Annotated in this window: 14 protein-coding genes; 11 read left to right on the top strand and 3 right to left on the bottom strand. The window is 61.5% G+C overall.

Features of this window, described 5'->3' with window-relative positions; genetic code table 11:
* Positions 1–201: 201 nt before the first annotated feature.
* Positions 202–1,110 (bottom strand): LysR family transcriptional regulator, encoded by a 909-nt coding sequence (locus tag AN189_RS09940; protein ID WP_056034863.1) that lies wholly within the window; start codon positions 1,108–1,110, stop codon positions 202–204.
* Between the two features lie 146 nt (positions 1,111–1,256).
* On the opposite strand from AN189_RS09940, the gene AN189_RS09935 reads away from it, so the two are divergent.
* The 11 genes from AN189_RS09935 (at position 1,257) to AN189_RS09885 (ending at position 12,993) form a co-directional block, all read left to right on the top strand.
* Positions 1,257–4,661: an indolepyruvate ferredoxin oxidoreductase family protein gene (locus AN189_RS09935; RefSeq protein ID WP_056034860.1), complete on the top strand. Its 3,405-nt coding sequence runs from the start codon at positions 1,257–1,259 to the stop codon at positions 4,659–4,661.
* 129 nt (positions 4,662–4,790) lie between these two features.
* Positions 4,791–5,603, top strand: coding sequence for a glutamate racemase (murI, locus tag AN189_RS09930; protein WP_056035066.1), 813 nt, complete (start codon positions 4,791–4,793; stop codon positions 5,601–5,603).
* 52 nt (positions 5,604–5,655) lie between these two features.
* Entirely contained in the window at positions 5,656–6,684 is a 1,029-nt protein-coding gene (gene argC / locus AN189_RS09925; RefSeq protein WP_056034857.1) for an N-acetyl-gamma-glutamyl-phosphate reductase, read from the top strand.
* Positions 6,681–7,139 (top strand): cytochrome c maturation protein CcmE, encoded by a 459-nt coding sequence (ccmE, locus tag AN189_RS09920; RefSeq protein ID WP_056034854.1) that lies wholly within the window; start codon positions 6,681–6,683, stop codon positions 7,137–7,139. The genes argC and ccmE overlap by 4 nt, the downstream gene beginning before the upstream one ends.
* 45 nt (positions 7,140–7,184) lie before the next feature.
* The gene (locus AN189_RS09915) at positions 7,185–7,796 is read left to right on the top strand and encodes a holin-associated N-acetylmuramidase (protein WP_056034849.1); all 612 of its coding nucleotides are present in this window, start codon (positions 7,185–7,187) and stop codon (positions 7,794–7,796) included.
* Positions 7,787–8,323, top strand: a complete 537-nt coding sequence (locus tag AN189_RS09910; protein ID WP_056034847.1) for a holin family protein — start codon at positions 7,787–7,789, stop codon at positions 8,321–8,323. Before AN189_RS09915 ends, AN189_RS09910 begins: the two co-directional genes overlap by 10 nt.
* The gene (locus tag AN189_RS09905; RefSeq protein ID WP_056034843.1) at positions 8,313–8,516 is read left to right on the top strand and encodes a hemolysin XhlA family protein; all 204 of its coding nucleotides are present in this window, start codon (positions 8,313–8,315) and stop codon (positions 8,514–8,516) included. The genes AN189_RS09910 and AN189_RS09905 overlap by 11 nt, the downstream gene beginning before the upstream one ends.
* Before the next feature lie 75 nt (positions 8,517–8,591).
* The gene (locus AN189_RS09900) at positions 8,592–10,559 is read left to right on the top strand and encodes a heme lyase CcmF/NrfE family subunit (RefSeq protein WP_056035063.1); all 1,968 of its coding nucleotides are present in this window, start codon (positions 8,592–8,594) and stop codon (positions 10,557–10,559) included.
* Positions 10,556–10,999, top strand: a complete 444-nt coding sequence (locus AN189_RS09895; protein ID WP_056034841.1) for a cytochrome c-type biogenesis protein — start codon at positions 10,556–10,558, stop codon at positions 10,997–10,999. The genes AN189_RS09900 and AN189_RS09895 overlap by 4 nt, the downstream gene beginning before the upstream one ends.
* Before the next feature lie 68 nt (positions 11,000–11,067).
* Complete coding sequence (locus AN189_RS09890) at positions 11,068–11,841, top strand: enoyl-CoA hydratase-related protein (RefSeq protein ID WP_056034838.1); 774 nt, start codon at positions 11,068–11,070, stop codon at positions 11,839–11,841.
* A 54-nt stretch (positions 11,842–11,895) separates the two neighbouring features.
* Positions 11,896–12,993 (top strand): alkene reductase, encoded by a 1,098-nt coding sequence (locus AN189_RS09885; protein ID WP_056034833.1) that lies wholly within the window; start codon positions 11,896–11,898, stop codon positions 12,991–12,993.
* Positions 12,994–13,030: 37 nt separating this feature from the next.
* On the opposite strand, the gene AN189_RS09880 is transcribed toward AN189_RS09885, so the two are convergent.
* Together AN189_RS09880 and AN189_RS09875 are read right to left on the bottom strand one after the other, a co-directional pair.
* Positions 13,031–13,555 carry a GNAT family N-acetyltransferase gene (locus tag AN189_RS09880; RefSeq protein ID WP_253279595.1) on the bottom strand — a complete coding sequence of 175 codons (525 nt, stop codon included), beginning with the start codon at positions 13,553–13,555 and terminating at the stop codon, positions 13,031–13,033.
* The gene (locus tag AN189_RS09875) at positions 13,527–14,822 is read right to left on the bottom strand and encodes a citrate synthase (protein WP_157057444.1); all 1,296 of its coding nucleotides are present in this window, start codon (positions 14,820–14,822) and stop codon (positions 13,527–13,529) included. Before AN189_RS09875 ends, AN189_RS09880 begins: the two co-directional genes overlap by 29 nt.
* Between the last annotated feature and the right edge of the window lie 26 nt (positions 14,823–14,848).

Raw genomic sequence — 14,848 nt, 5'->3', positions numbered from 1 at the left:
TCCTTGGGCCGTGCTTCAGCCAAAAAAAATGCCGGGCACAAAGGCCCGGCGCAGTCCAACAGGGAGGTAGAGGCACACCAAATGATGTTTTTGCCTCTGTTTCAGCAGATAGGGCGCAAGGATTAAGCGATCAAGAAAAAACCATGCGCGCGCGTGCAGACCCGCTATGTGATGCGTGCATGGCGCAACACTCGCTGGGGTTTAGTCGTCGCGCCCCAGCTCTGCCAGTGATCTGCGGTGGGCAAAAATTTCATCCTGCACGAAATCGCGAAACGCCATGATCCGTTTCGACTGCCGCAATTCCTCGGGGTAGGCGAGGAATACGGGGACCTCGCCGCTTTCGAGGGATGGCAGGCAACGCACGAGGTGGGGGAAATCCTGCACCACGTAGTCAGGCAGGACACCGACGCCCAGATTGTTGATGACGCCCTGCAGGACGCCGTAATAGTTGTTCACCGTAAAGATCGACGTCACCTCGTGGGACAGCAGATGATGGATCAGCGTGGCACCGGCGCTGACCTGGGTCGACGACAGTTGCTGGCAAATCAGACGATGGTTCGAAATGTCGGTGATGTTTTCCAGCGGGCGGCGCTGGTCGAGGTAGGCCTGGGTCGCATACAGACGCATCCGCACGCTCATCAGACGTTTGCGGATCAGGTCCGCCTGTGACGGCTCTTTCATGCGGATGGCGACGTCTGCCTCGCGCATGGGCAGATCCAATACACGTTCCTCGAGCATCAGGTCGATCTTGATGTCGGGATACATCTCGTAGAGTTTGGGCAGCCGCGGGGCGAGCCATAGGGTGCCGAAACCGGTTGTCGTGGTGACGCGCAATTCCCCGAACACCTCTTCCTCGCTGTCACGAATGCGGGCGGCGGCCGCGTCGAGGCGACGGTTCATGGATTTCGTGGCATCGAACAGCAGCTCACCCTGTTCGGTGAGAATCAGTCCGCGCGCGTGACGGTGGAAAAGCGTGGTGTTCAGCGTCTCTTCGAGGGCGCGGATCTGGCGGCTGACCGCCGATTGCGACAGGTGCAGGACATCGCCTGCATGGGTCAGTGACCCCGCATCTGCAACCGCGTGAAATATTCGAAGCTTATCCCAGTCCATGACCCGCCCGTAGTGCCTTAAATTATTTGTAGTTTGAAACTTGGTTACGCTGACTCTGTTAAATATACAATCAAAGCCGCCCTCGGAATTATTCTTTGTAGGTCAGCAAATGTGACCTAAGATACCTGTATTGCAGGGAGGTTTGCATGACACGTCAAGATATTTCGCTGAACGATCGGTTCGATCTGTCCAAGCGGCATGTGTTGCTGAACGGAACACAGGCACTGGTGCGGTTGATGCTCATGCAGCGGGCACGTGATGCACGCGCGGGGCTGAATACTGCCGGTTATGTGACCGGGTATCGTGGCTCGCCGCTGGGGGCTGTGGACATGCAGATGGCGCGTGCGGCCAAACCGCTGACTGATGCACAGGTGACGTTCCAGCCCGGCCTGAACGAGGATCTGGCGGCAACCGCACTCTGGGGCAGCCAGCAGGCAGAACTGCGCGGCGAGGGGAAATACGACGGCGTGTTCGGCCTGTGGTACGGCAAGGGGCCGGGCGTGGACCGGTCCGGCGATGTGATGCGGCATGCCAACATGGCGGGCACCTCGCCCCATGGCGGTGTGATCATGGCGATGGGCGACGACCATACGGGTGAATCCAGCACCACGCTGCATCAGTCCGATTTCGCGATGATCGACGCCTATATGCCGATCGTCAGCCCAGCTGGCGTCCAGGAGGTGCTGGACTACGGCCTCTATGCCTGGGCGCTGTCGCGCTATGCAGGTGTCTGGGTCGGTCTCAAGACGATGAAGGACACGATCGAAGTCACCTCTGTCGTGGATGGCGATCCGCACCGGTTGTCATTCGTGACTCCCGACCTGGCCCTGCCGCCAGAAGGTCTGAACATCCGTCTTGTCGATACGCCCGTCGCCCAAGAGGCACGGATGATCGACCATAAACGGTTCGCGGCAGAGGCGTTCAGCCGCGCCAACAAGATGGATCAGCGCAAATGGGGCAAGCACGGTGCCAGGATCGGTTTTGTCGCGGCCGGCAAGAACTGGCTGGATTTGCAGCACGCCCTGTCACTGCTGGGCATCGATGCGGCCGAGGCGGAACGTCTGGGCATCACGACATACAAGGTCGGTCAGGTCTGGCCACTGGACATGGCGGGGTTTCACGATTTTGCGGCGGGTCTCGATCTCGTGGTCGTGGTCGAGGAAAAACGCAAGCTGATCGAGGTGCAGGTCAAGGAGGCGTTGTTCGACGACACCAACACCCGCGTTTACGGCTGGCACAAGGGCGATGAACATTCCGCCGGCCGCCGCGAAGAGATTTTTCCGACGCGCCATGCGCTTGACCCTATCTGGATCGCGGAAAAACTGGGCGGCATCCTGGTCGAAGAAGGCTGCGCCTCGGACGGTGTGATGCAGGGGTTGGATGCGCTGGCCGAGGCGCGCCGCGCCGACAATGTGCCGGAAATCGCGGCACGCCTGCCGTATTTCTGTTCGGGCTGTCCGCATAATTCCAGCACCAGGGTGCCGGAGGGATCGCGCGCCTATGCGGGCATCGGCTGTCACTACATGGTGCAATGGATGGATCGCGAGACCGTTGGCTTTACCCAGATGGGCGGCGAGGGCGCGAACTGGGTAGGTGAGGCACCGTTCAGCAAGACGGGCCATGTGTTCCAGAACCTTGGCGACGGGACATACAACCACTCTGGCGTGCAGGCGATCCGCTTTGCCCTGATGGCGGGGACGACGATCACCTACAAGATCCTCTATAATGACGCGGTCGCCATGACCGGCGGGCAGGGGAACGACGGTGGTCTGACCGCGGACCAGATCGTGCGTGAACTGCTGGCGATGGGCGTGCGCGACGTGCGCGTGGTCTATGACGAAAAAGAGGACGTGGATGCGTCCCAATTTCCCAGCGGCGTGCCGCTGGCGGAACGGTCGGAACTGCCGCGCGTGCAGGCGGAACTGGCAAAGGTGTCTGGCGTCAGCGCCTTGGTCTACATCCAGACCTGTGCCGCTGAAAAACGCAGGCGCCGCAAGCGTGGCCAGTTTCCCGACCCCGACAAGCGCGTGTTCATCAACACGGACGTCTGCGAAGGCTGCGGCGACTGCGGTGTGCAATCGAACTGCGTATCGATCGTACCGGTCGAAACCGAACTGGGCCGCAAACGCGCCATCGACCAATCGTCCTGCAACAAGGATTTTTCCTGCGTCAAAGGGTTCTGCCCGTCATTTGTAACCGTTGCAGGCGCGCAGTTGAAAAAGGCCGCGACGACGACCGTGGATGTGGGTGACCTGCCGTTGGCGGACCTGCCTGCAATCAATGGCACCCATAACGTCGTGATCACCGGCGTGGGCGGCACGGGTGTCGTCACGATCGGGGCCGTGCTGGCGATGGCGGCGCATCTGGACGGCAAGGGCGCTGGCATGATGGAAATGGCGGGCCTTGCACAAAAGGGTGGGGCCGTGCACATCCATTGCCGCCTCGCGGAACGGCCCGAGGATATTAGCGCGATCCGCGTGGCCACGGGCGAATGCGATGCCTTGATCGGTGGCGATCTGGTGGTCAGTGCAGGGGCCAAGACACTCGGCCTGATGAAAACCGGGCGCACGCGCGGCGTCGTGAACGCGCATGAAATCATCACCGGCGATTTCACCCGCAACACGGAATTTCAACTGCCCGTGGATGAACTGAAACTGAGCCTGAAGCGGCGGTTGCAGGACAAGGTGGCGTTGTTCGACGCGACCGAACTTGCCAAGGCAGCGATGGGCGACAGCATCTATTCCAACATGATGATCTTTGGTGCGGCCTGGCAGATGGGCGCGATCCCGGTGTCGCTGGAGGCCATTTTGCGTGCCATTGAACTGAACGGCGCGGCCGTGGACCGCAACAAACAGGCGTTCGACCTTGGGCGCTGGGCGGTGCTGCACCCTGAACGGGCCGCGCGGGTGTCAGAGCCGCAGGTTGTCGCATTGCCCAAGTCGCTGGACGACCGGATCGCGTTCCGTGTCGATCACCTGACCGCCTACCAGAACAAGCGGCTGGCGAAACGCTATCTGCGGATGCTGGATCGTTTCAGCGAGCCTGCGATGCGCGAGGCGGTGGCGCTGGGTTATCACAAACTGCTGGCCTACAAAGACGAATACGAAGTGGCCCGCTTGTTGTGCGACACCGAGGCCAAAGCGCGCGTGGCCTTTGACGGGGATGTGTCGCTGACCTATCACCTCGCGCCGCCGATGCTGACGAAAACCGGTGCTGACGGGCGACCCGTCAAGCGCGCGTTTGGGGCCAGGATGGCGCGTGCCTTTCCGCTGCTTGCGCGGCTCAAGGTGCTGCGCGGCACGCCGTTCGATCCATTCGGGCGCACCGCGGAACGCCGCATGGAACGGGCGCTGATTGCGCAATACGAGGCGGATATGGACCGTATCGCTGACCTGCCGGTCACCGACGCCATGATCGCGCTGGCACGTCTGCCGCTGGACATTCGCGGTTTCGGTCCCGTCAAACATGCCAATGCGGCCAAGGCGGAAAAGACGCGCGAGATGCTGCTGGCGGCCATCGCCCGTCCAGATCAGCAGGTGGCCGCGGAATAGGTTGCTGCCGTCCGCATTTTCCCGTCACCGTGCAAAACCCTGCATGGATTTCTGACGTCAACCGACGTATGGCTGATGCAAACACGTCCGCGCCATGATTGGCGCGGGCCCGGCACAGAGGGTACGGCAATGGCAGTGGGTATTTTCGACAGCGGACTGGGCGGGTTGACCGTTCTTGACGCAATTTCCAAGCGGTTGCCCGATCTGCCGCTTGTCTATCTGGGCGACAGCGCCAATGCGCCATACGGCGTGCGCGACGCGGACGATATCTATGACCTGACCACCCGTGCCACCCAGCGGCTGTTCGACGAGGGGTGCGATTTGGTCATCCTCGCCTGCAACACGGCCAGTGCTGCGGCACTGCGCCGGATGCAAGAAGGCTGGGTGCCCAAGGACAAGCGCGTGCTGGGTGTGTTCGTGCCGCTGATCGAGGCGCTGACCGAACGCGAATGGGGCGACAATTCCCCACCGCGTGAGGTCGAGGTCAAACATGTGGCACTTTTTGCCACGCCTGCCACGGTGCGCAGTCGTGCATTCCAGCGCGAGTTGGCATTCCGCGCCATTGGCGTTGATGTCGAGGCACAGGCCTGCGGCGGAGTCGTCGACGCCATCGAGGACGGCGATTTCATTCTGGCCGAGGCGCTGGTGCGCAGCCATGTGGATGCGCTGAAACGCAAGATGCCGGACCCTGATGCCGCGATGCTGGGCTGCACCCACTACCCCCTGATGGCCGAGGTGTTTCAGGATGCGCTGGGTGCCGGGGTCAAGGTGTTCAGCCAGGCAAATCTGGTGGCCGAGAGCCTTGCGCATTATCTCGACCGACGCCCCGAAATGGTGGGCAAGGGCATGACCTCGAAATTCCTGACATCCGGTGATCCGAAAAAGGTATCGGACCGTGCGATGCAGTTCCTGCGACATCCGATCACCTTTGCCAAAGCGTGAATTGAAGCAGGCGCACAGCGCCCCTATTTGATCCCACGAGGGAGACCATGACATGACCCAAAACGTCGCCATTCTGGGCGCATCCGGATATACTGGTGCAGAGCTTGTGCGCCTTATCGCCACGCATCCGTCGTTGGCAATCACCGGCCTGTCGGGCAATTCCAAGGCCGGGATGGCGATGGCGGACGTGTTTCCGCATCTGCGTCATCTTGATCTGCCGCGCCTGACGACGATCGAGGACATGGATCTGTCCGGCGTCGATCTGGTGTTCTGTGCGCTGCCTCATGCGACCTCTCAGGCGGTGATCAAGGCGCTGCCGTCGCATCTGAAAATCGTCGACCTGTCTGCCGATTTCCGTCTGCGTGACCCCGCGGCCTATGAAAAATGGTACGGCAAGCCCCATGCCGCGCCCGATCTGCAAAAAGAGGCTGTTTACGGCCTGACAGAATTTTACCGGGACCAGATCCGCACTGCGCGTCTGGTGGCGGGCACCGGATGCAATGCGGCAACGGGCCAATATGCCCTGCGTCCGCTGATCGCGGCGGGTGTCATCGATCTGGATGACATCAACATCAACCTGTTGGCGGCTGTGTCGGGGGCGGGGCGCGCGCTCAAGGAAAACCTGTTGCACGCGGAATTGTCCGAAGGGGCGCATGCCTACGCCGTCGGCGGCACCCACCGGCATCTGGGTGAATTCGATCAGGAATTTTCCGCCATCGCAGGGCGCGAGGTGCGCGTGCAGTTCACGCCGCATCTGATCCCCGCAAACCGCGGTATCCTTGCCACCGTTTCGGTCAAGGGCGATGCCGCAGCGATCCACCAAACCCTCTCTGACGCCTATGCCAAAGAGCCATTCATCGAGGTTTTGCCAATGGGACAGCATCCGTCCATCAAACACATCCGCGCCAGCAATTTCTGCCATATCGGCGTTGTGGCTGACCGCATCGCCGGGCGCGCGCAGGTCATCGCGTCACTGGACAACCTGACCAAGGGATCGTCGGGGCAGGCGTTGCAGAATGCCAACCTGATGCTGGGACTGCCGGAAACGGAGGGTCTGATGATGGCCCCGGTGTTCCCATGAAGGGTCTCAAGAAGAAACGGCGCATCCAGGTGATGGCGCTGTCTGGTGTTTGCGTCGTGGCGGTCCTTGGCCTGCTTGCGGTGCTGCCAGAGGAATCGTTCCAGTTCTTTCGTGCGCCATCAGAAGTCGCCGCCGACCCGCCGCGCGAGACAGAGCTCTTTCGCATCGGCGGTCTGGTCGAGGTCGGCACGCTGGTGCGCGGCACCGGCACGCAGGTTGCGTTCAACGTGACCGATGGTGGTGCATCGATTCCGGTCGTCTACACCGGTATCCTGCCGGACCTCTTTGAAGAAGGTCAGGGCATGGTCGGGCAGGGGCGTTACATCAATGGCACCTTCGAAGCCATTGAAATCCTTGCGCGACATGACGAGGAATACATGCCGCAAGAGGTGATTGACGCGCTCAAGGAACAGGGCACCTATGTGGAACCGGGCGCTGAGGTCGCAACCAATTAACCTTTGACCGCTGATCCTGCCTGCACCCCAGCAGGAGGATCGCGGATGCAGAGCGTTGAACAGATTGCGGCTGAAATCGTCGCCCGCGAGGGTGGTTTCGTTGATGATCCAGACGATCCCGGCGGGGCCACGCAGCACGGTGTGACGATCCACACGCTGCGGCGGCTGGGGCTTGATCTGGACGGTGACGGTGATGTGGATGCAGCCGACGTGCGACGGATCAGCCGCGACCGTGCCGTGCAAATCTATATTCAGCATTATTTCGAGGCCCCCCGGATCGGAGCCCTGCCGGCTGCCTTGCACGCCAGTGTCTTTGACATGTATGTCAATGCCGGCAACAACGCGATCAAGATTTTGCAACGTCTTTTCAATCGTATGCGGCTGGATGTTCAGGTTGATGGTGTCATCGGCCCACAGACCGCGGCCGCGGCCATCCGGGCGATGGAGGCAGCGCCGGATCATCTGGTCGATGCCTACGGAATCGCCCGGCGCAACTACTATTACGCGCTGGCGGACCAGCGCCCCGCCAGCCGGAAATACGCCCGCCGTCGCGATGGCGGCAGAGGCGGCTGGATCACGCGGGCGGAGACCTTCATCGCGCCACGCTATCATCTGAGTGACGCGCAGCACCGCGAAAGGACACGGGCATGGGACTGATCGACCGGGTGATGGGGTGGGTTTTTGGTGAAGGGCGCAATGTCGTGGCCGAAACGGTCGAGGTGTTCCGCGAGAACAGCGAAGGCCGCGCCCAGCGGATGACCGATGAAAAGGCGGCCGCATTGGCCCAATTCGCCGCCGAATTTGCGCAACCGCGCAAGGGGCTGTTTGACCGGATGATCGACGGGCTGAACCGGTTGCCGCGTCCCCTGCTGGCGCTGGGAACGATTGGGTTGTTTGTCGCGGCGATGACCAGCCCCGCGTGGTTTGCCAGCCGCATGGCGGGTGTCGCGCTGATCCCCGAACCACTGTGGTGGTTGATGGGGGCGATCGTCAGTTTCTATTTCGGCGCACGCTATCAGGTGAAAGGTCAGGAATTCCAGCGGTCGGTCGCGGAATCCGTGATCCGGGGCGAAGCGGTGATCAAGGACGCGGTCGCACCGCCCCCGGACACGATCGCACTGCCCGAGGGTTATGCCGACAATGCGGCCCTTGCGGACTGGTGGAGGTCCCGCAATGCAATCTGACTGGCCCGATTTCGTTGAAAAACGCCTTGTCGCGCTCGAGACGCATAATGCGGTTGCCGCGGTCCAGATGCTGAATGTGTCCGAACGGCTCAGCGCGATCGAGGACACGCTGAAATGGCTGGTGCGGCTGATTGTCGGCGGGCTGGTGGTGGCTGGGATCACCTATGTCGTCCAGGGCGGGCTGGCTGTCTGACAAGGGCGTTGTGCCGCAGATGAATTTGTTGCGAATCCTATGTCGGTGGCCCCTGCGATGGGCTATATTCCGGACATGTTTATTGAACTTGCACACTTCGCCCTGATCCTGGCCTTTGTCGTGGCCATTGCGCAAACCGTCGTGCCCATGGTGGGCGCCGCCAAGGGATGGCGTGGCTGGATGGCCTTTGCCGATCCGGCGGCCACTTCGCAACTGATCCTCGTGACATTCGCCTTTGCGGTCCTGACCTGGGCCTTTGTCGTGTCCGATTTTTCGGTCGCGCTGGTTTATTCCAACAGCCACACGTTGAAACCGATGCTGTACAAGGTCACCGGCGTCTGGGGCAACCACGAGGGGTCGATGCTCTTGTGGGTGCTGATTCTCGCGCTGTTCGGGGCAAGTGCGGCCTGGTTCGGTGGCAACCTGCCTGCCACGCTCAAGGCCCGGGTGCTGGCGGTGCAAGGCAGCATTTCAGTCGCCTTTATCGCGTTCATTCTGTTCACCTCCAACCCGTTCGCACGCCTGGCCGTGCCGCCGTTGGACGGACGTGACCTCAACCCGCTGTTGCAGGATCCGGGTTTGGCGTTCCACCCGCCGTTCCTCTACCTTGGCTATGTCGGCCTCAGCATGACCTTCAGCTTTGCCGTGGCCGCGTTGATCGAAGGGCGCGTTGATGCCGCCTGGGGGCGCTGGGTGCGGCCCTGGACGCTCGCGGCCTGGATGTTCCTTACCGTGGGCATCGCGCTGGGGTCCTGGTGGGCCTATTATGAACTGGGCTGGGGCGGTTTCTGGTTCTGGGATCCGGTCGAAAACGCAAGCTTTATGCCGTGGTTGATCGCGGCAGCCCTGTTGCACAGCGCCATCGTGGTGGAAAAACGCGAAACGCTCAAAAGCTGGACGATCCTGCTTGCCATCCTTGCCTTCGGATTTTCATTGCTGGGCGCATTCATCGTGCGCTCAGGGGTGCTGACGTCGGTGCACGCCTTTGCCAATGATCCTGAACGCGGGATGTTCATTCTGCTGATCCTCGGTCTGTATCTGGGCGGTGCGCTGACCCTGTTTGCAGCACGTGCGGGTGCCATGCAGTCGCAAGGCGCGTTCGGCACGGTCAGTCGGGAATCAGCGCTGGTGTTGAACAATATCCTGCTGGCTGTCAGCGCATTCGTGGTGTTCATCGGGACGATCTGGCCGCTGGTGGCCGAAATGGTGTTCGACCGGACATTGTCGGTCGGGCCGCCGTTCTTTGATGCCGCGTTCACGCCGTTCATGGTCATCTTGTCCATTGCACTGCCGCTGGGGTCGCTCTTGGCATGGAAACGCGGCAAGCTGGGCCGTGCCACTGGACCGCTGGTCGGGCTGGTGATCCTGTCGGTGGCCCTCGCCGGTCTGGCCTATGCGGTCTATTCGGGCCGGTCGATGGTCGGCCCCGTGGGCGTGGCCCTGGGCGTCTGGGTCGTCGGTGGTGCGCTGCTGGACCTGTGGCTGCGGGCCGGGCGCGGCCCGGTCGGTGATCGCCTGCGGCGCATCACGCGGCTGCCGCGGGCCGATTGGGGCAAATCGGTCGCTCATCTGGGTATGGGTGTCACCGTGTTCGGCATCGCTGCGATGACCGCATGGAACGTCGAGGATATTCGCGTGGTAAACGTGGGCGACACCTATCAGGTCGGTGATTACGCCGTCACGCTGACATCAATCGACGATATCGAGGGGCCGAACTATCTGTCCACGATGGCGAGCCTGTCGATCAGCCACAACGGTGCCGCACCGTTTGTCCTGACGCCGGAAAAACGGTTCTACCCGGTGGCGCAGATGCCCACGACCGAGGCCGCAATCGACAACGGGTTCTTGCGCGATGTCTATGCGGTGATCGGTGATCCGCAGGCCGGTGGCGGCTATGCTGTGCGCGTCTATCTCAAGCCCTTTGCCAACTGGATCTGGGGTGGTGCGATCCTGATGTCCCTGGGTGGTCTGATCTCGCTGACGGACCGGCGTCTGCGATTTGCCGTCGGCGCACGCAAACCGCAGGCGGTCGCCGCAGAATGAGGTGGCTCGCCCTGATCCTGTGCCTGTGGGCGCTGCCTGCCTTTGCGGTTGATCCAAGCGAGGTGCTGGATGACCCCGTGCTGGAGGAACGCGCACGCGAGCTGAGCAAGGGGTTGCGTTGCCCGGTCTGCCAGAACGAGAGCATCGACGAATCCAACGCGCCCATCAGCCGGGAATTGCGCGTGTTGCTGCGTGAACGGCTGGTTGCAGGCGACAGTGACGCCGAGGTGCGGGACTTTCTGGTCGCGCGGTTCGGGGAATTCGTGTTGCTGGAACCCGACCGCAGCGGGGTGAACATCATCCTGTGGTGGGCCGCGCCCGCCCTGTTGCTGCTGGCGCTGGGGATGGGCTGGACGGCGATCCGGCGCAAACCGGGCATGGCTGATGCGCAACTGACAGAGCACGAACGCGCCGAGCTGGAGAAAATCCTGCGATCCTGACGTTTGGTTTCCATGGCTTTGCCGCGGCCGTCGGTTAGGCTGCGCAAAACCATCATCAGGACTGCCCCATGGACTATACCGCCATCACCGTGAACGTCAGCGACGATGTCGTCACGATCACCATGAACCGCCCCGAAAAGATGAACGCGCTGAATGCAGCGATGCGGTCCGAACTGACCCATGCTGTCATGGACGCACCCAACCACGGGCGCGTGTTGGTGCTGACCGGGGCGGGCCGTGCGTTCTGTTCCGGTCAGGAACTCAGCTTTGGCGAGGCGGCGAACCTCGACCTCGAGGCGGTGTTGCGTGATGAATATGTGCCGATGTTGCGGGCCATCGTGGATTGTCCGCTGCCAACGATCGCTGCCGTGAATGGTGTGGCGGCAGGGGCGGGGGCGAACCTTGCGCTGGTGTTCGACGTGGTGCTGGCCAGCGAAGAGGCCTATTTCGTGCAGGCCTTTGCCAAGATCGGTCTGATCCCAGACGCGGGCGGTACATGGTTCCTGCCGCGTCAGGTCGGATTCGCCCGTGCGATGGGGGCATCGTTGTTCGCGGACAAGATCAGCGCAAAACAGGCCGCCGACTGGGGCATGATCTACGAATCCGCACCGGCAGATGATTTCGCAGCCCATTGGCAGGCGCGCGCCGCGCAATTGGCGCAGGGTCCGACGCAGACCTATCATCACATCAAACAGGCCCTGCGCGCCAGTTTTGACAACGACCTCGATACACAACTTGCGCTGGAGGCCGAATTGCAGGGTAAATGTGGCAAGACACGTGATTTCGGCGAAGGTGTCGCGGCCTTTGTTGAAAAACGCACAGCACGATTTCAGGGGCGGTAACGGAACAGGCAGGCCAAGTCCGGGTTGGTTCCCGAACCAAGAAGGAACCAACCCATGACCGACCAAGACATGCTGTTCAGCCCCATCGAGATGGGCACGATCACCTTGCCCAACCGCGTGCTGATGGCCCCGCTGACCCGCAACCGCGCCCAACCCGATGGCATGCCGTCGGATATGGCGGTGCCGTATTATCGCCAACGGGCCAGCGCGGGCCTGATCCTGACCGAGGCCACGCAGATTTCAGAAATGGGCAAGGGGTATATCAACACCCCCGGCATCCATACCGAGGCGCAGGCCGCCAAGTGGCGCGAAATCACCGACGCCGTCCATGCCGAGGGCGGGCGTATTTTCATCCAGCTTTGGCATGTCGGACGGATCAGCCACACATCCGTCCTGCCCGATGGCCGACAGCCCGTTTCCGCGACCGCCAAACCGGCAAAGGCACAGACCTTTACCCACGATGGTTTCGTGGATTGCTCTGATCCGGTGGCACTGGATGCGGACGGGATCAAGGAAACCATCAACGACTACCGCGAGGCCGCACGTCTGGCCAAGGTCGCAGGGTTCGACGGCGTCGAGGTTCACGCAGCAAACGGCTATCTGATCGAGCAATTCCTGCAAGACAGCGTGAACGACCGCACCGACGCCTACGGTGGCAGCGTCGAGAACCGGATGCGTTTCCTGCAAGAGGCGCTGGACGCCGTGGGTGAACACTGGGACGCCGACCGCATCGGCGTGCGCCTGTCACCGCTGGGTCAGGCCAACGACGGTGGTGACAGCGATCCGCTGACGCACTACAGCGCGATCTACAAGATGCTGAGCGACCGCAAACTGGCCTACCTGCACGTCCTCCAAAGCTTTCCGGGTAGCGACAACGGAGAAGGGCAGGATCTGATCGACGCCCTGCGCGGCCACTACGACGGCTTTTACATGGCAAACGGTGGCTATGACGCGGCCCGCGCCCGCGAGGTCATTACCAGCGGCCGCGCGGATGCCGTGACCTTTGGCCGCCCGTTCATCGCGAACCCGGATCTGCCACGCCGGTTCAATCTGGATGCGGCCCTGAACGCACCCGATCCCGATACCTTCTACGGCGGCGACGAAAAGGGATATACCGATTATCCGTTCCTTGACGACCACGAGGCCGGCTGACGGATCAGGGGCACCCGACAGGGTGCCCCTTTTCGTGTCAGGTGTCGGGCCGATGCAGCCTGTAATACGCGCTGTCCGACCAGACACCGCCGATGCAATAGGTCCGCGTAGCGCGATGTGTTTCGGTGAACCCCAGCCCGGTCAAGGCCGCGGCAGATGCGATATTGCGCGGGTCGATATCGGCCATCAGATGCGGGACCTGCGTGGTGGCAAACAGATAGGGAATGATGGCGTTCATCGCCTCTGTCACATAGCCCTGTCGCCAGTGATCGGGATGCAGGATGAACCCGACCTCTTGGTCGCGATAGAGACCGGCGCAGCCGATAACCCTGCCGTTCAGGTCCAGCGCAAAATAGGTCAACGGGGATTGTGCCATCATCCCGTCCAAACTGCGGGATGTCACCGCGGGACTGTCATGGGGCAGGGTGGACCAATAGCGCATTGCGCATGGGTCCGAATAGATGGCGAACAGATCGTCCAGATCGCCAGATGCGGGACGGCGCAGCACCAGCCGCGCCGTCACCAGAACAGGATCAGCGGTTTTCGATGTCAACGTAGTCACGGGTGGTTTCACCCATGTACAGCTGGCGCGGACGACCGATTTTCAGCTGCGGATCGGACAGTTGTTCCTGCCACTGCGACACCCAACCGATGGTCCGGCTCACCGCAAAGATCGGCGTGAACATCGATGTGGGGAAACCCATCGCCTCGAGGATGATGCCCGAATAGAAATCGACGTTCGGGAACAGCTTTTTCTCGGCGAAATACGGATCTTCTAGTGCGGCCTTTTCCAGCGCCTTGGCGACCTTGAGCGTTTCGTTGTTCTCGATCCCGAGCAGGTCCAGAACCTCGTCGGCGGATTCCTTCATCACCGTCGCGCGCGGGTCAAAGTTCTTGTACACGCGGTGGCCAAAGCCCATCAGGCGGAACGGGTCGTTCTTGTCCTTGGCGCGGGCGATGAACTCGGGAATGCGGTCGACCGTGCCGATTTCGCGCAGCATTTCCAGACAGGCCTGGTTCGCACCGCCGTGTGCCGGTCCCCACAGGCAGGCAATCCCTGCTGCGATGCAGGCGAATGGGTTTGCCCCCGACGACGATGCCAGACGCACGGTGGATGTCGATGCGTTCTGTTCGTGGTCCGCGTGCAGCGTGAAAATGCGGTCCATCGCGCGCGACAACACCGGATCGACGTTATAGTTCGCGGCCGGAACGCTGAAACACATGTTCAAGAAGTTCGACGCGTAATCCAGATCGTTGCGCGGATACACGAAGGGCTGGCCCACGTGGTATTTGTAGGCCATCGCTGCGATCGTCGGCATCTTGGCGATCAGGCGGAATGCTGCGATTTCGCGCTGCTTTTCGTCGTGAATGTCGGTGCTGTCGTGATAAAATGCCGACATGGCACCGACGACACCGACCATGATGGCCATCGGATGCGCGTCACGGCGGAAACCACGGAAAAAGTTCATCATCTGCTCGTGCAGCATCGTGTGATGCGTCACGATGAATTCGAATTCCTCAAGCTGTTCTGCATTTGGCAACTCGCCGTTCAGCAGCAGATAGCACACCTCGAGGTAGTGGGATTTTGCCGCCAGCTGGTCGATGGGATAGCCACGGTGCAAAAGCTCGCCCTTGTCACCGTCGATGAAGGTGATTGTGCTGTCCGTCGAGGCTGTCGACGTGAAACCGGGGTCATAGGTAAACACGCCAGCCTGCGCATAAAGCTTGCGAATATCGAGGACATCGGGACCAGAGGTCGGCGTGAAGATTGGCAGGTCATAGTCCTTGCCGTCGATCGTCAGCTTTGCGCTTTTTTCGGTCATAGTCAGTCCTTACTTTCACTCGTCGCCGGGGC

It is taken from the genome of Loktanella sp. 3ANDIMAR09, assembly GCF_001420005.1.
Lineage (GTDB): Bacteria > Pseudomonadota > Alphaproteobacteria > Rhodobacterales > Rhodobacteraceae > Loktanella.
Note: the sequence above shows the minus strand (reverse complement) of the source record. Positions and strands in the feature narration are given on the sequence as shown.

Coding starts and splice junctions, on each gene's coding strand:
- AN189_RS09940 (WP_056034863.1), bottom strand. CDS start 1,110: ATGGACTGGGATAAGCTTCGAATATTTCACGCGGTTGCAGATGCGGGG.
- AN189_RS09935 (WP_056034860.1), top strand. CDS start 1,257: ATGACACGTCAAGATATTTCGCTGAACGATCGGTTCGATCTGTCCAAG.
- murI (WP_056035066.1), top strand. CDS start 4,791: ATGGCAGTGGGTATTTTCGACAGCGGACTGGGCGGGTTGACCGTTCTT.
- argC (WP_056034857.1), top strand. CDS start 5,656: ATGACCCAAAACGTCGCCATTCTGGGCGCATCCGGATATACTGGTGCA.
- ccmE (WP_056034854.1), top strand. CDS start 6,681: ATGAAGGGTCTCAAGAAGAAACGGCGCATCCAGGTGATGGCGCTGTCT.
- AN189_RS09915 (WP_056034849.1), top strand. CDS start 7,185: ATGCAGAGCGTTGAACAGATTGCGGCTGAAATCGTCGCCCGCGAGGGT.
- AN189_RS09910 (WP_056034847.1), top strand. CDS start 7,787: ATGGGACTGATCGACCGGGTGATGGGGTGGGTTTTTGGTGAAGGGCGC.
- AN189_RS09905 (WP_056034843.1), top strand. CDS start 8,313: ATGCAATCTGACTGGCCCGATTTCGTTGAAAAACGCCTTGTCGCGCTC.
- AN189_RS09900 (WP_056035063.1), top strand. CDS start 8,592: ATGTTTATTGAACTTGCACACTTCGCCCTGATCCTGGCCTTTGTCGTG.
- AN189_RS09895 (WP_056034841.1), top strand. CDS start 10,556: ATGAGGTGGCTCGCCCTGATCCTGTGCCTGTGGGCGCTGCCTGCCTTT.
- AN189_RS09890 (WP_056034838.1), top strand. CDS start 11,068: ATGGACTATACCGCCATCACCGTGAACGTCAGCGACGATGTCGTCACG.
- AN189_RS09885 (WP_056034833.1), top strand. CDS start 11,896: ATGACCGACCAAGACATGCTGTTCAGCCCCATCGAGATGGGCACGATC.